Genomic DNA, 18,944 nt, shown 5'->3' on the forward strand with positions numbered 1-18,944 from the left:
AAAAGACGCAACGGATAATTTTGATTTAACCGCTATCCGTTTATTTTTTCCATGTGATGCTGTGCGAGCCATTTCTCCATTTTATGAAGCAGCTCGATTTCATTGAAGTTCCCCGATGGATCGGAAAGGCCGTTTATAGTCCTTTCATAATTGAACCGGTTGGACTCAAAAAGGCATGTAAATTTTGGGTTCTCGTGATGAGACACCATCCATTGGTTCTCGTCTGTTCTGCTGATTTTAAACTTTTTCATTCTGGTATTGCTAATAATGGCGGATATTTAGGGCAAAATTGACAGCAAATTTACCATTGTGATCTATTGATGGCAATACCTGATTTCATGGATATTTGAAGTTTTTCTTTCTTTCTTTCTTTCTTTCTTTCTTTCTTTCTTTCTTTCTTTCTTTCTTTCTTAGTATCAGGTGCTGCAAGGCAAAGTCAATTTTATGATGAAGAACGAGGAGTCATGAATGTAAGCTTTTGTAAAATTGATCATTTTGAAGAGAAAGACAGGTATTTATACATTATTTGCCTTGATTAATTTTATCTATTTAGACCATTGGCTTCTGGTGTGATTTATTTCTTTTGAATAATTAAAAATTGTAAGTATCAGATAGAATAGATTCGACAATTAATTTTGAAGCTGCCTCACAGAAATCCAAACCAGAATAGTCTGGGTTGAATCCTCCGATATAAGGTACTGCCATAATGTAAATATTTTCATTGTATGCGCCATATTGATCGATAATTTGAAAATTATCGTTCATCGCAATACCCGATACATTTAAAAAGTAATTTCCCTGCGAATCTTTCTCAACAGAACTTCCTGTTTCGAGTGCTTTAGATGCTGTCTCATGAGATTTAAACTTTAATTTGGCGGGACTTATCACTTTTTGCGTAAGCAGACTTTTAAATGGAAAATCTTCGTACGATAAATGAGGCTGACCAATGCAGTCTATAAAAGTATTGTAGTAAACAGCCTGTAAGTTTTCATTTTCGTCATTGTACTTGTAAAGTACGCCTCCGCCATTTTGAGGTTCTACCAAACTATTGTGATTTACGGCAACAATATCCAGCACCCCTGCATGGTGTAAAGAAAGTAATTCGATGCAGGATTTCTGCGGTACAAATGCAATTACAATAGAAATTAAAGGCATTAGTACTTTTTGTAATCGCTGCATATCTTCTGCCGAAAGATATTTTGCCGGGTGGTTCATAGCAAAACTTAATACCGCCAGCATTTCTTTCCAATAGATGGACTCCTGTCTTTTTATTGATTTTTCGGCCTGTATATATTCTGCCTTTAAAAGCTGAAACGGATCCAGGCGCTCCCTGAGTTCCATCATTTCTTCAACAAATTCCTCTATTGACAGCTCTTTAATACGATCATAAAAGTCAGGATCTTTTTCTCGGAAAATTTCTTTAAAATTGTTTTTAAAAATAAAATCAAGCGATAAAAAGCCGTCGTTTTTTTTTCGATGTTCGTCTATATCTTCTCTGGTCAGCAATGAATCATTGGACAAATGAGAGTCTTCTAAATGAAAACGCACCGCAGGAAGCATACCGCTTCTGGAATGAATAACCATTTTAAAATCTGGACTTTCAGCTGCTTTTTCAAAACGAGTAGTTCCATCAGCCTCTTTAATAAATTTTCCGTTACTACGGGCTAAAGTCCTAATGGCATCAATTGCAGTAAGAGAAGATCCTCTTATTGCGACGGCATGATTCAAATGCACTTCCAATTTTGCGGGAGGATACGGCGAGTCAAAGTAACCTTTTACTTTTCCTTCATATCGTATTGGCCAATTATGGCCGGTACATATTACCGCATAATCAAAAACTGCTTTATCATGTGTAGTTTCTATGGTGACATTATGGTGTTCTTTATTGTAAATAATGTCGAGAACATTAGTTTGATAATGTATAGTGGTAAGAATTCCTTTTACAGAAGCAATTTGCTGCAGCAGTTCGAATTGTGAAGAAAGATAATATCCAAATAAAATTCGCGGCAATACTTTGTATTCATTAAACTTATTGGGATTTATATCGAATTTATCCAATAATTCGGTCGGAGCAGTCTGCAGCCACTCTTCGATTGAATTGACAATTTCAGGAATCTCATTATCCGAAACATTGGTAAGATGTTCTTCATTGGCGCCTTCGGTGCTGTACGGCATACCTGCGCCAAGCATGCTTTTTCTTTCAAAAATGGTAATTTCGAGATCTGTACTTCCAGATTCAACTAATCTTTTATAAAGGAAAAGACCGCTTGGACCGCCTCCCAAAATTGCAATCTTCTTGTTAGATGTATTTTTCGGCATGTTTACATTTTTAAACAAATATAATTTGCTTTAATACAGAAGTTTTACAGAATTAGCAGCCAGTTGTTTTAAAATTCAGCTCTCAAAATCAGCTGATTATTTATTTTACAATCGAAATCATCCAGCAAATTTGATACTTTCTGAAATGGTTTCTTCGTATTATCAATGAGAAGAGGTCTGGCTCTGTGTAAATTAAAATTTACATTGTAAAAATTATAGGAATAAATCAGGATCTTAACTATAAATCAGTTTGTAATGATGCTGAGAAACTATCATTTTCTCTGCAGTTCAGTTGGTGAACAGCCAAACTGTTTTTTGAAGGCGAAAGAAAAATGTGATAAATTCTCAAATCCGATTTCATAATAAATGTCAACAGGTTTTTTGTTTTTTTCGGTAAGCTGATAATAAGCTAGTTCTAATCTTTTTTTGGTGAGCCATCGTTGCGGTGTAATATTAAAAGCCTTATAGAAATCCCGCTTAAAAGTGGTCAGACTTCGGCCTGTTAAATAGCCAAACTTTTCTAATGGCATATTAAACATAAAGTTCTTCTCCATAAAAGCAATTAAATCAATCTTGTCTGGTTCTTCAAAGTTTGCCAGTACAGCGTCGATATCTTGGTCAATAGCTCTAAGTATTGAAATTGCTTCGCTAATTTTTAATGAAGCAATATTTTCTGGAAAATTCTCCTGCATTTCAAAATACGGAATAAGCGATGCCAAACAGCTTTCCAGCAAAGGGTGTTTATTAAAACTAAAAATTTTTGATGCGGCGGTTTTTGGCTTTGCATTTTCGTGATCATAAAATTCCCTCAGCCTCTTAGCCGATAAGTGCATGGCAACAGCTTTGTGCGGAAAACCATCTTTCGGAATATTGATTATGGTGGCCAATTGATTTCGGGGAATTAAAAAAGTACTGCCTCCGCCAAATACGAAACTTTCATCTGCTTGAATAATTTTTGTTTCACCCGAAATTAACCACACAAGCAAATGGTCATTAAACGCAGCTTCTGTTTTAAACAGTCTTCCGGAATAATTAGAAAGTTTAATGTCTGGGTGGATGTAATTTACCTGATAATCCATAATTGCTTGTGTGGTATAAAGATACAAATATTAAAGCTCGAATTTTATTCCAGTCATCTCCTCGCTTAATTTCCATAAACGTTTTGCATTTTTTTCATCTAATGAATAAGCTTTAATACCGCCAATAATTGCTTCATTCGAACTCAATGTTGCGATATCTGCATTTTCACAATAAACCCCGCCAATATCATTAAGAAGTTTGCTTGTAGCGGCCCAAACTGTTGTGGCTGCGCCTTGTGGAATCGTTTTTAATGAGGCTGCGACTTCGGGTAATATAGTTCCTTCTGCATCACTATAACCCAGTTTTTGAAACAAATCAATTGGTGCTTCTCTTGCTAATTCAGTTTCACCCACAGCACCTGGGCATAAGGAATAACTGCGTACATTATGGGCTTTTGCTCTTGTATCTAATTCCAGTGAAAAAAGATTAACAGCTGTTTTTGACTGCCCGTATCCCTGTAGAGTTTCATATTCCCGATTTAGGAAATTAGGATCTTCAAAATCAAAATCAGAAAATTGATGCCCGCCCGAAGATACATTGACTACTCTGGCGCCATTTGCTTTTGTTAATGCCGGCCATAATCTTGCCGTGAGCTGAAAAAGAGCCAGATAATTGGTTGCCAGCTGCGATTCATAACCGCGGTTATCTCTGCGTAACGGCACCCACATAATCCCTGCATTGTTGATCAGTAAATGCAACGGTTTGTTTGAATGCAAAAACTTTTCGGCAAAAGCATCAACAGAATCAGGGTTCATCAAATCCATTTTTTCTATCAATACATTTGCAATTCCGTCCAGATTTCTTTTGGCTTTTTCTACATCTCTGGCTGGTACAATGACTGTTGCACCGGCTTTTGCAAGTGTTTTAACCGTTTCCAGACCAATGCCTGTATTGCCGCCGGTAACAATGGCAATTTTCCCGTTAAGGTCGATTCGGTTTATAACTTCTTTTGAGGTCGATTTAGCATCAAATCCCGATCCGATCGCTTTCTGCAGTTTTCCCTGATAATTATTCTGTTCCATTTTTTTTAAATTTTAGTTATTTAATGGGACAAAATTACATGATACAAAAAGTTGTCACTTTGTTTAAACGTCCGAATATGTTTTGTTTAAACGTTCTTTATATTTGAACCTAAAACTCTTAGGTCTTTATTTTTTTAGGCTGCACTTTTTTAAACTCCGAAACGCCGCTATTCTGCAGTATCCTTTATTTAACTATGATTGTTATTATCAAATTTGTGCATCAGACGTTATTTGTATATTTTTACGTTGTATGTATGAAGTATTCCAAAAGTATCTAGACGATAAAGTAACCCTGACAGATTCAGAGTCTGATTATATTAAATCCTTTGCCATTATTAAAAAACTGCGTAAAAGACAGTACCTCCTCCAAGAAGGCGATATTTGGAAATATGATGCTTTTATAACCCGCGGATGTCTGCGGACTTACTCGGTGGATGAAAAGGGAAGTGAACATGTAAACAGTTTCAGTATTGAAAATTGGTGGACAGGCGACAGAGAAAGCCTCCTCTTCCAGCAGCCGTCCCGTTTTAATATAGATGCCATTGAAGATAGTGAACTGATATTGTTTACTCATGAAAATTTTGAAATGCTCTGCCGGGAAATACCGGCCTTTAATAATATGGTAAATGCCATTTTACAAAAAAGCTTTATAGCGGCACAAAACCGAATTCAGGCATCGCTTAGTTTTACTGCAGAAGAAAAGTACTTAAACTTTATCAATAAATATCCGGGTTTTGCTTCAAGAATACCACAGACCATGATCGCATCTTATCTCGGCATGACACCAGAAACATTAAGCCGTATACGGAAACAGACAGCAAAAAAATAATTAATTAAAAGGAGCTTTAAGCTCCTTTTTTATTTCCTATGCCGAACACTTGATCTATATCAAGTTTTTACTTATTTCTAATCAATGTACAGGTTTTGTAGTTGTCGCAATTTTGTAATGTTCAAAAGGGACAAACTTTATAAACATATAAAATTAGAAATCATGTCAAAAACAATTTTCATTACCGGAACAAGTTCAGGATTTGGTAAACTCACAGCTGTTACATTAGCAAATGCCGGCCATTCAGTAATTGCAGGAATGCGAAACACAAAAGATAAAAATACAGCAGCGGCAAAAGAATTAACTGCAATTGATAATATTGAAGTAGTAGATATAGATATTACAGATGATCAATCAGTTAGTAATGCTGTAGAAAAAATGCTTAATAAATACGCAAAAATTGATGTGCTTATCAATAATGTTGCAGTAAGTGGTTTTGGTCTGCTGGAAGGATATTCAATTGACCAGGTCCGCAGGATGTTCGATGTAAATGTTTACAGCGTGCTTCGCATGTATCAGGCGGTACTTCCTTCTATGAGAAAAGAAAAAAATGGCCTTATTATTAATATTACTACAGGAGCAAGTGCCCATACACTTCCTTTTATGATCCCCTATATCGCATCAAAACTGGTGGTCGAAAGTTTTACAGAAGGTCTGCAGGATGAATTAAAAGATTACGGAATTGAAAATGTGAGTATTCAGCCGGGAGTTTATCCAACAGAAATGAATAACGGTTCTAAAGCTGGTATTCATGCCGATAAAACTAAAATTATAGAGGAATATGGAGAAGCAGCATCTGAAAAATTTAATGCATTAGGAACTGCATTGTTTGGTAAAATGGCTGAGTTTGAAATGAATCCCCAGACTATTGCTGATGGAATTCTGGAATTGGTAAGTATGAAAAAAGGAGACAGACCGCTTCGTTTTCCACTGGATGCGATCGCTCAAGGGACTGACAAGGAATTTATAGAAGCTCGTGCAGCTATCAAAGCAAAATGGTTAGCGGCATACAGTAATTAATTCACATCAAAAAATCCAAATCAAATTAGATATAAATACATCAAAAATAATAATCATGAAAACACATAATAAATCAAATAAAAAAGTACAAACTTCTGCAGTTGCGTTATTAAATCTCTTTTTTTTCTTTTCAACGTCAGAAAAAGCGGAGGCTCAAAATAATGCGGGAATTATTGGAATCGATCACGTTGGAATTAATGTCCCGGATTTAAATCAAGGAATAACATTTTTCAGCGATGTACTTGGTTTTAAACCCGTAACACAACTAGGACCTATACCGCTCGATGCTAGCTGGAAAGAGGCCAATCATATAAACCCGGCCACCGGAGCTGTAACTATAAGAATGATAAATGCAGGAACAGGTGCAAGTATTGAAGTATTTAGTTACGCTGACAGCAAAGGCAGTAAAATACATCCTAATTCTGATGATATCGGAGCTTCTCATATTGCTTTTTATACATCAGATATAAATGAATCCCTAAAATATCTAAAATCTAAGAACGTAAAAATATTGGGAGAACCATTTTTAACTCCATCTGGAGATACGGCTGGAGAATCATGGGTTTATTTTGAGACACCTTGGGGTTCTAAAATGGAGCTGGTTTCTTATCCAAATGGGAAAGGATACGAAAAAAACAAACCTGCGGTAATTCTCTGGTCACCTAAAGATACAACTAAAATTGGAGCTGATAAACCGAATTCAAATGTGATTTCTGAATCTGAAATCAAATCATTAGTAGAACTGCACCTTGCAATTTGGAATGAAAGAGATCTTAAAAAACGTGATAATTTAATGAAAAAAGTGTATGCTGAAAACATACAGATGATTGATAGTCATTTTATTGCCAATGGATATCAAGAAATCAACGGATTTGTAGAAGGTCTTCAGAAAAAAAGTTTCAATTCTAGATTTACAGCTGTTAAAGCTATTGATGTCAATCACAATAGTGCAAGACTTTATTGGCAGAACGGCACTGCCGAAAAACCTGACGCCGTTACCGGAATGGATGTTTTTGTCTTCGAAAATGGAAAAGTTGCCAGACTATATGTTTTCGTTGACAGCAAAAAATAAGCACAAGTTAAAACTTTATAGTATGGCAGAGAGTCAGGATGTCAAAGCATTTGTTGAGCCTTTACAGATGATGGTTATTTTTGGGATCTCAATTTTACATCGTAATAAGAATGAATTAACAATGAGATCCATTAAATCTAGAGATAGCTTAGATTATTTCTGTCATACATATACAATAGGGTACCCATTTATCTGTAAGAATATCTAAAGATGATGTAAAATTAACTGTTTGTATTGTAGTTACTTAGGTGTCTATTAATTTTTAAAAAGACATTATGAAAGCAGCAGTTATTCACGGACCAGGTTCCGTAAAGTATGATACAGTAGAGGACCCAAAAATCAATGCACAAGACGATATAATTTTGAAAGTAACATCCACTGCTATATGCGGGTCAGATTTACACATATATTCAGGAGCAATGCCTACTTCGCCTATGGTTCTAGGCCACGAATTTATGGGAATCGTTGAAGAAACCGGACCAGCAGTTACACATCTTAAAAGGGGTGACCGTGTTGTGGTTCCTTTTCCAGTTGCCTGCGGAAACTGTTTCTTCTGTAATCACGACGTTCCAGGAAACTGTGAGCACAGCAATCCTGAGCATTATGGACCAGAAGGCGGGATTCTGACTGAAAAGGGCGGGGCGCTTTTTGGGTATACCGATTTATACGGTGGAATTGATGGAGGACAGGCGCAGTATGTAAGGGTGCCGTATGCAAATTACGGACCTCGTGTAGTTCCTGAAAATCTTACAGATGAACAGGTGCTGTTCTTAACAGATATATTTCCAACAGGTTATACAGGAGTGGATTGGGGAGAGGTGAAAGGAGGAGAAACTGTTGCTATTTTCGGTTCTGGTCCTGTTGGAATCATGGCAGCAAAAAGTGCCTGGCTTAGAGGCGCTGCGCAGGTTATAATAGTCGATACATTACAGTACCGCTTGGACAAAGCGAGAGTTTCAACAGGCTCAACAACAATTCTATGGGATGATCCAAAGGATGTGGTAGAACATATAAGATCGCTCACCAACGGACGTGGTGCAGACGTTTGTATTGATGCTGTTGGATTTGAACCCGAGAGAAGCCTGACAGACAAAATCAAAGCAACTATCAATTTTGAAAAAGGTTCGATAAAGGTATTGGAAGCCTGTATGAGTGCTGTTCGAAGAAGCGGTATTGTTTCTGTTTTGGGCGTCTATCCAGTAAATTATGATAATTTTCCACTAGGCCAGTTTTTCGATAAGGGAATTATTTTAAAAGGCGGACAGGCGCCAGCACATAAGTATATAGATAAATTATTGGAATATGTGATTCAGGGAAAAGTACAGCTTGATGACATTATCACCCACAGACTGCCTTTGTCGGAGATCTCACATGCATATGATATTTTCAATAAGAAAGAAGACGGATGTGTAAAGGTTGTCCTTGATCCGTGGAAGTAAAAAAATAATCCATTAATGGAGATTAAATTTTAACAAAAAAAGCGCACTGTCATCGAACAATGCGCTTTTTTTTATTGATACTGCAGTTAAAGCAAAGATTACTTTTAACGCAGATAAAAAAAATCCTGAAGAGAATCAGTGCAACAAGTACATAACTCTCTTCAGGATCTTATCGATCGCACATCTTTTGTATTGTGCAGTATAAGGCAGCTTTCGGAAAAAGGATTAATTATCGTCGTCGTCTTCAACGGCTTTTTCCTCATCCAAGGTTCTTCTGTCAGCATCAGGGTCCCGTTCGTCGGGACGAGGGTTAGGATGTTTTGAAGGATCGCTGTGTACTCCTTTGGTATCATTTTCATGCTGATTGATGGCAGGATCTTTTTTCTCCATCAACTCTGAATTTATGGAATCATCTGCTGCGTGATAGGTACGTTCATCCTGATCATAGCTATCAAAGTTTTCTCTTGACATAATTCTGTGATTTTTATTATTAAAGTTTAGTATTAAGGGCTTGTGCCTTAAATACAAATAAGAGTATTGTAAAATATTTACAATTGTGATAATTTTGAAGGATCGGTAGCCTCTTCAATGCTTTTTCCTTCGGGATTGTGTTTAGTTTCTTTTTCCTTATCGTGCCATGGGCCGTCTTTAAGATGCACCGTTTCTGCGGCACTTTCCGCTGAAGATCCCTGATTTGAACCGTGTGGAGCGTTTCGGATATTTTGATCTTCGGATTCTTTGTGATTTTCTTTATACTTGCTGCTTTCCATGATTTTTCGGTTTTTCAGTTTTCTCTTTATGATTTTTTAAGAGCTCGCGGGACTGTTTAAGTCCCGTGGCAATTGCAATTCCTTCTGCTGCACCATCCAAAAGCAGGGCATTAGCTATTTCTACTGCCTTTTCCCTGAGTTGCGCCGGCTGGTTTTTGTAAGATGGGGGATAATCCCCGTTATACCAAGGCATGATATCAGGTGTTTTGTGTCAGATGTTCACTAAAATCTTCTACACTGGTTCCGGCTGCCCTGACAGCATTTTTTAAAACTTCTTCGGGTACATTTAATTTTTCGGACCAATATTGAATTTCCTGCGGTTCTGAAATGTTGATATTTGCATCATCCGCTTTTCCTCTGTCTGCATTATTATCCTCCATGATTTTAATTTTTATAGTTTATCCAAAGTTACTATCCAGAAAAAAGATCTTGTTATATTATAAAAAGCGTTTTTTATAGGATTGTAATGATTTTCAATGTGTTATAAGTTGTGCTTGAACTTTTGCACGAAATGCGCTATCATACATAATTGTTCAGATAACTTTTACGAATAGCAGCTAGTTGAAATACCGTTCTGCAGACTTAGAATAAAGTCTGTTTCGAAATTATTTTGAGATATTAATTTAAATTTCGTGGTATCGGGATTTTTTTTGGCTGTTTTAAATAAGTTGTAAGTGCGGTCTGATCTGCATACTTACTATATCACATCTTTTTGGCTGCGATAAACAAAACAGAACACTCCTAGCAATATCTTCTGCTTCAAGCATTTCCATCTTTTCGATTTTTTCTTCTTGAACTTCTTTTGGATCTTTCTGCATTTCGCTTGTTACAGCACCAGGCTCAATATGCGAAACTTTTATGCCAAGCGGATTTATTTCCTTTCTGAGTGCTGTACTGAAACCTCTTATTGCGGTTTTGGTTGCAACATAAATAACGCCTGTTTTCTCCTTTACCTCAGCACTCATAGAGCCAATATTAATTAAATGTCCTGATTTTTGCTCTTTCATTCGGTTAACAGCTTCTTTCGCAAAAGCAATATACCCCAGAATATTGGTTTCTAAAATATATTTCCAGTCTTCATATTCACCTTCCATTATGCCACCTGCAGGCAAAGCGGCATTGTTTATGAGAATATCGATTCCACCAAGAATACTGTCCACTTTTTCCCAGATCATAGCAATATCTTCTTTTTTGGTAATATCTGCAGTTACGCCGTAAATCTCTCCCTTTTTTGATTTTTCTTTAATATCATCCATTGCATTGTTAAAATCGTTTTCGTCTCTTCCGAAGATAAGAACACGACCGCCAAGCGAAACCAAAAGATCGGCGATTGCCTTTCCAATTCCGGTTGTACCGCCGGTGATTACGATTCTTTTTTGAATGATGTTCTGACCAAAATACGCTGCTATATTTTCCATAGTTATATTGATTTTATTTAACTTGAATTTTATGTAAATCATTTTTTGCGGGTCCGTTGGTTACGGTTCCGTCGGTCGCAAATCTTGAACCGTGGCACGGACAGTCGAATGTTTTTTCATCGTGATTCCATTGAACGATGCATCCTAAATGCGGACAAATGGCCGAAAAAGCATGAAGTGTATTGTCATAATCGCGATAAACCGCAACTTTTTTTAATCCGAGAGAAAGAATGCCGCCGTCTCCCGCTTTTAAATCGGCTGTATTGTTGAGATCTGACGCTGTAATCCAGTCTAAGTACTGCGACGCCATGTTTCCAGCTTCTTTAACAAAATCTCCAATAGCTTTAAAAGTTATTCTGGACGGATTATATAAATCTTCCCATTTGTTTTTTATACCCATAATCTGATCGGTAATAATCATGGCTCCAATAGTGGCATGCGTCATACCATTTCCAGAATCTCCCGTAATAATGTAAACGTTTTTATCGCCCGGATTACGTCCTAAAAATCCTAAAGAATCATAAGGTTCCATAACTTGTCCCGACCATTGGTAAGCGACCTCATCAACCATAGGGAAATATTGTTTGGTCCAGGCCGCAAGTCTTTCGTATCGTTCTGTTTCAGAGATTCCTTCTTCGTCGGCTTGTCCCGTTTTATGATCTTCTCCTCCAGAAATCAGTAAATCGTATTGCTCATCTAAACTTTCCAGACGAACATAATGATACGGCTGCGAAACCCATTTTGAGTTTAAATCTCCAGTATCCCACCACAAAGCACAGGGTAAAGTGTCTTTCGGAATTTTAGCGCCAATTACATACGTTCTGTAGGCATGTTGTTTCGTATGCATGGTCAGAACATCATTTATCGGCGTATTGGTTGCAACCACAATATGTTTTGCATTAAACTCGAAACCGTTAACTGAAGCTCCTTCTTTCGTAATATTTTCGGCATGTGCTTCAGTAAAAATGGTTCCGCCGAGTGCTATTACGGCGTCGGCAAGTCCTTTTAAATAATGTAAAATGTGAAACTGAGCTTGATTTCTAAATTTGATAGATCTCTGATTTTCTGTTCCGGATAAGTAAGGTGTATTGAGTAATAAGGAAGTATTTAGCCCTGCATCTACAGTAGCTTTAAATTCCTTATCAAGATTTTTTTCTTTGTCGCTTGGATGTAAAAATAAATAACCGCTGACCCTTTTAAACGAACAGTCAATATTTAATTCGGTCACTATTTTTTCGATTTCATCAATAGCAGCGGTATGGCTTTCGGCAGCAAGTTTTGCACTTTCTTTACCAAAAGTATTTTCAAGGTAATAATAACGATCGTCAAGTGCAGCTGTTAAATGCGCTGTAGTTCTCCCTGTTTCACCACTTCCTAAGAAACCATCTTCCACCAGAACTACTTTTTTTCCTGCTTTTAATAATTTATAAGCAGTTGTAAGTCCCGCAATTCCTCCTCCGATAACAAGTACTTCGGTTGAAACATCCTGAGTAACTTTATCGAAAGCTAGGATTGAACTGGTATCAATCCAAAAAGAAACATTCTCTCCAGATGTAATGCTTCCTTCATTTATTTTGTCTGCTGCTTTATTCATCTTTTTGCCGTTTATATTGATGCTTTATAAATCATTCTTTCAAAGCTACTAACAAGAATCAAATTTTCTTTACAGTTTAAATTTTGTCTTTTACAGGATTGCCAGCCGTGTTTATATAACAATCTTATAAAAACACATATAAGCGTAACTTGTTAATAAATAACGGATTGATGAAATAATTTTGAATATATTATTAAAGTATTGAAAACTTGTATGGAGTTCCACTCGATTCGTTTTTTGATAAAGGAATTGTTTTAAAGGAGGACAGGTCTATTTTAATAATTGCTAAATCAACGCGTCCGATTATTAGGTTTTTATATTTGTTTATAATGAGAGGATTAAAATTGAAATCTTACAACTTTAAAGATTAAATCATATAAAATAAAAAAAGCTGTACGCTGTATTTTCATGTGAGCTAAAATCCAATTAATCGCAGCAGAAATTATGAAAGTCACCTCCAATCTTAGAATTTTAAAATTGCTTTTTATTTTATTGTTCATTTCTATTCTAACGACAAGCTGTACAACATGGAAAGTCGGTACTTCGGGTCAAAAGAAGATTGCGTCTAAAACCTACGTTATTATTGGGGCGTCAAGCGGAATGGGGCGTGGTATAGCGCAGCAGCTTGGAAAATACAAAGCCAATGTTGTTCTCGCCGCAAGACGCACGAATCTATTAGAAGAAGTTGCGGATACTATACGAAAATCTGGTGGCAAAGCTGTAGTCGTTACGATAGATATTAGTAAAGAAGAAGATTTGCAGAGAGTGAAAGAAGCCGCTTTAAAAGAATATTCCAAAATTGATGTATGGATTAATATGGCAGGAATAACGGCAATAGGACGTTTTTGGGAAGTACCGATTGAAGATCAAATGCGGGTGATCGATGTTAATTTGAAAGGCTTTTTCTATTCCAGCAGAACAGCAGTTAATTTGTTTATTAAACAAGGAGAAGGTGTGCTGATTAATGTTGCATCGGTTATGGGAGAAATTCCGCTTGCTTATCAGAGCGGTTATTCTGCCACTAAAGCTGGTGTAAGAAGTTTAGATCTGGCTCTTTCTCAGGAACTTCGCCTTAACGGCTATGATAAAATTAAAGTGGTTACGATTGAGCCTTGGGCAGTTGACACACCTATCTGGAGGCACGCTGCCAATTACACAGGCGTAGAACCGAAAATGGCTATGATGGATGAACCTCAAAAAATCGTCAATGCTGTTTTAAGAAAATCACTGCGTCCGAAAAAGATAGTGCCAGTAGGATGGAAGGCTCAGGTTTCGTCATTTAGTGCGAATGTATTTCCGAGGTTTTCTGAACGGCTCGGAGGTAATATGGTGGAGAAATACATGATTGAAACAGGACCGGAAACGCCCAATACACAAGGATCTATTTACGAACCGATTCCAGAGGGACGCGGTGTGGATGATGGAGCTAAAAAGAGAATGAAAGAATACAAAAAGAATAAAAAGAAGTAAATATGTTTATATCAATATAATTCATTCCATTAAGGACATACTGAGTTTACTATTTTCAAGCTAAATACAAAATTTTGAATAACAGATTTATTAAAAAATATCGATATGATTATACAACTCTTAATTACAGCAATAATTTCTACCTCTGCAATGACTTTATTCAGCTATTTAATTTCTGAAAGCTTTAAGAAATTATATAAGGAGCCGCTTTTACTCAAATTAATTCTGGATAGATTTGATATTACCATTTCCGAATTTTTAAAAACTATTTATGCCTGGGTTATTCACTATCTAATAGGTTTTATATTTGTTATAGGTTACCATCTTTTATGGTTTAATAAAATTGTTCCTCTCACTATTTTAAGCGGCTTGTATTTGGGAGCTGTTTGCGGTATAATTGGAATCATTTCATGGATTATCATGTTCAGACTTTCTGGTTTTTACAAAAAATCATTTGACAAGGGATATTATGTTCAATTGTTTTTTGCTCACATCATTTTTGGTCTCACGGCTTTTTTAGTCTATACAAATATTATATCTATTGAAATCTAGATCGGCACCCCTTTGATTTTTCTTGTTTTTTAAATTCTCGAAAAATGTCTGCTTTTGAATGTTAAATTCGTCTTAGTTTTTGCGACAGTATCAAGTAACTATTATTAATGCTCTAAAACTGTGTGGGCAGCAAAGCTTACAATCCTGTAATTTTTCACAGAGATCCTGTAAGTCTTGTGATTGTTTTAATGCCTAAATTTGTCTTTATACTGGTAATGATACTTATAGAATCACTCAGAAAATAACAGGGAACCGGCGGGGTTCGTCTGGAGGTTCTGTCCAATGATTTAGTTAGTTACCGCATACCATTTCAGGCACCCGCCGGCTGCCGAAGAACTCCTTAAGTTTTTAGGGAGTTTTTTTGTTTATGAATACAGTCAGTCATACAGCAGCAGCTACAAGTGTATGGTGATAAGGAAACAGAAATAAAAAGATCTGAGCAGGAGAAAACAGGCATGAGTGAAAGTCTAAAGTTTGTCAAGGCTTTAGAAGAAAAATATAAATTCCGCATGAATGCAGGCACAGATGCATTTTTAAAAGGCAATCCCGAGGCCGTCAAACTTTTCTCCGAAAAACCATTAAAAAGCGGGGCTGTCCAGTATTATCAGGCTGGCTTAAAATCTGACAATCCCTTTCCGAGAGGACCCTACGCTGCAAGAATTGACCAAGAGAATAATGTTATCTATTATGCTGTAATCATAAATGCGGCAAAAAAAGAGTTTAAAGATTTGGACCAGGAGTTTAAAGCCATTCTGGATTCGGTACAGCAGGGTGTATCTCCGGATTACTTTACACTGGAAGAGAATAACACCAAACTGGTTGTTTCCGTTCCTCTGGCAGATGAAATTATACAGTTCGACTATCTGATCGCTAAAATGTGGAAAGCTATCCTGATTACTTTCAAATCCGAGCTTTCAAATCAATAGTTATTACTGCTATTGCATCATTTTGGACGGATTTTTTTTAGTTGTTTTTCTTTTTACATTGTTTTTCTTTTGGACGATGAGGAAATAGCTGGCTGGAGAGGAAATGATCTTGGTTCATCAGAAACAATACATCTTAAAACCTTACAGCGCAGAAGAACTTTAGAAATACTTGGAGAAGTGTTTTACGGCAAAAGCTGAACGTTGGGGTAAAGTTGTAATAGTAAAGGGAAATGTTATAAGATAAAAAGCGGTGCTTGATCTAAATTTGAAATCATATACACCAAATTTTTATATTATGAAAAATCAAATCAAATTAACAATTACATTGGGTATTATTCTGACTTGCTTTTTATTTTCATGTAAAAAGCAGGATGGCTACAGTGATGAGGTTTACAATAACCCAAACTCTGGAAATGCCGCTGCCGAGACTCCAAATGATTCTGCAAGTACAAATAATAATGCTGCAGCACCAAACGCCCAATCGACAGCTGCTCAAGCAACCAGTTCTGGCGATATGAATACTGGGAGTGGAGAAGCGGGACCGATAACCGGTGCTGAAAGCACTGCTTCTGGAAATAATGAAACTAAAGGAACAGGAACAGGAAGTGGGCCTGCACATAGCGCAAAAGATGGAGCTTCATATACACCGTCTTCAGACCCAAAGCAAAATGCACAAAAAGACACAGTCAAAAAAAGCACTAAACGCAAAAATTAAAAGGCTTTAGTTTTGTCTTTCCAATACTGAGCGCGGATCTATAAACCTTAAACCATTCTGAATGACAAAAAAACTCCTTAAGAAATTAAGGAGTTTTTTTTGTGGTTTTTTATAGCATGATCACAAAGGTCGAATTTGGTTAAAAACAGATTTTTTTTGTCAGCATATTTGGCAATTCTATACTTAAAAAAGAAGCTAATTTCCCCAATAGAAAATGGAATTAACTAAATATACAAAAAATGGAATTAACTAATGACCAAAAAATTCTGGATACAATCGTGAAAAAAGCATGGAAAGATCCAACTTTTAAGAACGATTTAATAACGAGACCCGTCGCAACAATAGAAAGTTTATTAGGGCGCCCAATTCATTTACCTGAAGGTAAAAACATTGCATTTGTGGATCAGACAGATTCTTCAACAATCTTTATTAATATTCCTGCAGAAATAGATATGGATGATTTAGAATTGAATGAAGAACAGCTTGATACAGTTTCTGGTGGAGATGGAGATGTAACTCCGCCAATAATTATTAAACCTACTAATTCTTCGGGCAGTATTTTTTAATAAAAATAAAGTCATTGGCAATATAAAGATTAAAAAACGTACGTGTTCTCTGTTTTGAATGTGTACGTTTTGATATTTATTAAAACAACAAATTCATGAAAAGCATAAATATTGTTTTCTCTATATTTCTATTACTTAATGGAATTTCGTTTTTTGGACAATCAAAAGCCGCGAGAAAAGAGATCGTGACAAGTACAAATAGTAAGGATGCAGATTCTATTCTTAATTTAGGTATGAAAAGTCAGGATGCTGGAGATTATGCACAATCATTATTGTATTTTGATAAAAGTTTAATCTTGTATAAGTCTTTAGGTAAAAGCCGAAAAGTCGGTGATTGTTATAGCTATAAAGCGGTAACTTATTATTATCAGGGTGATTATTCAAATGCTTTAATCTTTTTTAAAAAAAGTGCTGCAGAATATAAAAAAACAAAATATAAAAAAGGAATCTCTTCGATATTAAATAATATAGGAGGTGTTTATTATTATTTAGGAAATTATCTTAATGCTTTAAATTATTACAAACAAGCTATTGTTATTCAGGAAGAATTAAACGATACCAAAATGATTGCGGCAACTTCGCAAAATATTGGCGGAATATATTCGCAGGTAGAAGATTACTCAAATGCACTGAAATATTACGATAAATCGTATTTGATTTATAAAAATAGTACTGATGTAAAAGCTATTTCTCAAAACTTAAATGCTTCTGGGATAGTCTATACCAAATTAGGCAGTTACTCAAAAGCTCAGAAGAATCTTGACCAGGCATTGATTAATGCAGATAAAATAAATGATAAACAATTAAAGATTGAAGTATTATCCAGTTTAGGAGAATTGTTTTTTAAGCTTTCAAATTTTGAAAAAGCATTTTATTACTACAATCTGTCACTTAAATATGCTGCTGAAATTAATAGTCTGCAATACGTGAGTATCGCAGAAGTTGCTCTCGGAAAAATCTTAAATAAATTAAATAAAAACGGACAAGCAATTACAAAATGCTTAAAAGGATATGATAATGCTGAAAAAATAGGGGCTGTATCAGTTAAAAAAGATGCTTGTGATTGTCTTTATAATGCTTATAAGGCTGCTAAAAACGACAAATTGGCGCTTTATTTTTATGAAAAATCAAATAATTTCAAAGACAGCTTAAAATCTGGAGAAACTTCTAATAAAATGATGAATATGGAGTTCCGCCAGCAGCAATTGCTGGATAGTATCTCTCATGTAAGGAAAGAACATGCTGTTGAAACCAAACATCAAGAAGAAGTTCAAAAAAAGGAAAAACAACGAAACCTTATTATTATCTCTCTGTGTTTTATTGTTCTTATAGCTTTAGGCTTATGGAATAGATTAATCTATACACGAAAGTCTAAAAAAGCTTTAAAAATAGAAAAGGACCTTTCTGATGAACTATTATTAAATATTTTGCCAGAAGAAATAGCACAAGAACTAAAACAAAAGGGGTTTGTTAATGCCAGGGATTTTGCTCTTGTTTCTATTCTTTTTTCAGATTTTAAAGCCTTTACTCAAACTGCTGAGAAAATGTCTCCACAAAATTTAGTAGAAGAAATAAACACCTGTTTCAAAGCTTTTGATCTGATCACTGAAAAATACCGCATAGAGAAAATTAAAACAATTGGCGATTCTTATATGGCTGCTGGCGGCATCCCAAAACAAGACAAAGAATCTTTAACAAATATTGTATTAGCAGGACTAGAAATGCAGGATTTTATGTCTAAAAGAAAAATTAACAACGATGCCGATAATACTGCTTCTTTTGAGATGCGATTAGGTATTCATGCAGGACCGATTGTAGCGGGTATTGTAGGGATAAAGAAATTTCAATATGATGTCTGGGGTGATACTGTAAATACCGCCAGCAGGATTGAAAGCAACGGAGTTGTAGGTAAAGTTAACATCAGTGAATCGCTTTATAATATCATAAAAGATGAAGAATGCTTCCGTTTCGAATATCGAGGGAGTATTGAGGCAAAGGGAAAGGGAGAACTCAAGATGTATTTTGTAGAAAAATATAGCAATCATTAATTTCCTTTTTGTCAGTTTATTTGGCTGATTTATACAAGAACCCCGCTTTATCTTTAAGATTAAGAAAACCTAGTTACAAAAACACTTTTCAGTTTAACAAAAAA

The 18,944-nt window shown here is 35.8% G+C and carries 19 protein-coding genes; 10 read left to right on the plus strand and 9 right to left on the minus strand.

Features of this window, described 5'->3' with window-relative positions; all coding sequences use genetic code 11:
• Positions 1-591 precede the first annotated feature (591 nt).
• The 3 genes from C4F50_RS15750 to C4F50_RS15760 all read right to left on the minus strand — a co-directional run bounded on the left by C4F50_RS15750 (position 592) and on the right by C4F50_RS15760 (position 4,421).
• Positions 592-2,319 carry an FAD/NAD(P)-binding protein gene (locus C4F50_RS15750; RefSeq protein ID WP_194139597.1) on the minus strand — a complete coding sequence of 576 codons (1,728 nt, stop codon included), beginning with the start codon at positions 2,317-2,319 and terminating at the stop codon, positions 592-594.
• 272 nt (positions 2,320-2,591) lie between these two features.
• The gene (locus tag C4F50_RS15755; RefSeq protein WP_194139598.1) at positions 2,592-3,398 is read right to left on the minus strand and encodes a helix-turn-helix domain-containing protein; all 807 of its coding nucleotides are present in this window, start codon (positions 3,396-3,398) and stop codon (positions 2,592-2,594) included.
• Between the two features lie 30 nt (positions 3,399-3,428).
• Complete coding sequence (locus tag C4F50_RS15760) at positions 3,429-4,421, minus strand: SDR family NAD(P)-dependent oxidoreductase (RefSeq protein WP_194139599.1); 993 nt, start codon at positions 4,419-4,421, stop codon at positions 3,429-3,431.
• A 250-nt stretch (positions 4,422-4,671) separates the two neighbouring features.
• On the opposite strand from C4F50_RS15760, the gene C4F50_RS15765 reads away from it, so the two are divergent.
• The 4 genes from C4F50_RS15765 (at position 4,672) to C4F50_RS15780 (ending at position 8,781) form a co-directional block, all read left to right on the plus strand.
• Positions 4,672-5,250, plus strand: coding sequence for a Crp/Fnr family transcriptional regulator (locus C4F50_RS15765; protein WP_194139600.1), 579 nt, complete (start codon positions 4,672-4,674; stop codon positions 5,248-5,250).
• Between the two features lie 162 nt (positions 5,251-5,412).
• Positions 5,413-6,270, plus strand: coding sequence for an SDR family oxidoreductase (locus tag C4F50_RS15770; protein WP_194139601.1), 858 nt, complete (start codon positions 5,413-5,415; stop codon positions 6,268-6,270).
• Positions 6,271-6,325: 55 nt separating this feature from the next.
• Positions 6,326-7,342: a VOC family protein gene (locus tag C4F50_RS15775; protein WP_194139602.1), complete on the plus strand. Its 1,017-nt coding sequence runs from the start codon at positions 6,326-6,328 to the stop codon at positions 7,340-7,342.
• Between the two features lie 275 nt (positions 7,343-7,617).
• Positions 7,618-8,781, plus strand: coding sequence for a zinc-dependent alcohol dehydrogenase (locus tag C4F50_RS15780; protein WP_194139603.1), 1,164 nt, complete (start codon positions 7,618-7,620; stop codon positions 8,779-8,781).
• 225 nt (positions 8,782-9,006) lie between these two features.
• Here C4F50_RS15780 and C4F50_RS15785 read toward each other — a convergent pair whose 3' ends face one another.
• From C4F50_RS15785 to C4F50_RS15810, 6 genes are all read right to left on the minus strand, one after another.
• A complete protein-coding gene (locus C4F50_RS15785; protein ID WP_194139604.1) occupies positions 9,007-9,309 on the minus strand; it encodes a hypothetical protein in 303 nt (100 codons plus the stop codon).
• 20 nt (positions 9,310-9,329) lie between these two features.
• Complete coding sequence (locus C4F50_RS15790) at positions 9,330-9,551, minus strand: hypothetical protein (RefSeq protein WP_194139605.1); 222 nt, start codon at positions 9,549-9,551, stop codon at positions 9,330-9,332.
• Positions 9,532-9,744, minus strand: a complete 213-nt coding sequence (locus C4F50_RS15795; protein ID WP_194139606.1) for a DUF2188 domain-containing protein — start codon at positions 9,742-9,744, stop codon at positions 9,532-9,534. The genes C4F50_RS15790 and C4F50_RS15795 overlap by 20 nt, the downstream gene beginning before the upstream one ends.
• Before the next feature lie 4 nt (positions 9,745-9,748).
• Positions 9,749-9,931, minus strand: coding sequence for a DUF3606 domain-containing protein (locus tag C4F50_RS15800; protein WP_194139607.1), 183 nt, complete (start codon positions 9,929-9,931; stop codon positions 9,749-9,751).
• Positions 9,932-10,210: 279 nt separating this feature from the next.
• Positions 10,211-10,969, minus strand: coding sequence for an SDR family oxidoreductase (locus C4F50_RS15805; RefSeq protein ID WP_194139608.1), 759 nt, complete (start codon positions 10,967-10,969; stop codon positions 10,211-10,213).
• Between the two features lie 13 nt (positions 10,970-10,982).
• Positions 10,983-12,563 (minus strand): FAD-dependent oxidoreductase, encoded by a 1,581-nt coding sequence (locus tag C4F50_RS15810; RefSeq protein WP_194139609.1) that lies wholly within the window; start codon positions 12,561-12,563, stop codon positions 10,983-10,985.
• Between the two features lie 444 nt (positions 12,564-13,007).
• Here C4F50_RS15810 and C4F50_RS15815 point away from each other — a divergent pair, with 444 nt between their 5' ends.
• From C4F50_RS15815 to C4F50_RS15840, 6 genes are all read left to right on the plus strand, one after another.
• Positions 13,008-14,033 carry an SDR family NAD(P)-dependent oxidoreductase gene (locus C4F50_RS15815; RefSeq protein WP_194139610.1) on the plus strand — a complete coding sequence of 342 codons (1,026 nt, stop codon included), beginning with the start codon at positions 13,008-13,010 and terminating at the stop codon, positions 14,031-14,033.
• Positions 14,034-14,138: 105 nt separating this feature from the next.
• The gene (locus C4F50_RS15820) at positions 14,139-14,585 is read left to right on the plus strand and encodes a hypothetical protein (RefSeq protein ID WP_194139611.1); all 447 of its coding nucleotides are present in this window, start codon (positions 14,139-14,141) and stop codon (positions 14,583-14,585) included.
• A 401-nt stretch (positions 14,586-14,986) separates the two neighbouring features.
• Complete coding sequence (locus C4F50_RS15825; protein ID WP_194139612.1) at positions 14,987-15,511, plus strand: hypothetical protein; 525 nt, start codon at positions 14,987-14,989, stop codon at positions 15,509-15,511.
• 295 nt (positions 15,512-15,806) lie between these two features.
• The gene (locus C4F50_RS15830; protein ID WP_194139613.1) at positions 15,807-16,226 is read left to right on the plus strand and encodes a hypothetical protein; all 420 of its coding nucleotides are present in this window, start codon (positions 15,807-15,809) and stop codon (positions 16,224-16,226) included.
• A gap of 239 nt (positions 16,227-16,465) precedes the next feature.
• Positions 16,466-16,792 (plus strand): TOMM propeptide domain-containing protein, encoded by a 327-nt coding sequence (locus C4F50_RS15835; protein WP_194139614.1) that lies wholly within the window; start codon positions 16,466-16,468, stop codon positions 16,790-16,792.
• A 95-nt stretch (positions 16,793-16,887) separates the two neighbouring features.
• Positions 16,888-18,840 (plus strand): adenylate/guanylate cyclase domain-containing protein, encoded by a 1,953-nt coding sequence (locus C4F50_RS15840; protein WP_194139615.1) that lies wholly within the window; start codon positions 16,888-16,890, stop codon positions 18,838-18,840.
• Positions 18,841-18,944: the final 104 nt, after the last annotated feature.

Origin of the sequence: Flavobacterium hungaricum (genome assembly GCF_015182285.1) — a bacterium.
In the GTDB taxonomy this organism is placed as follows: domain Bacteria; phylum Bacteroidota; class Bacteroidia; order Flavobacteriales; family Flavobacteriaceae; genus Flavobacterium; species Flavobacterium hungaricum.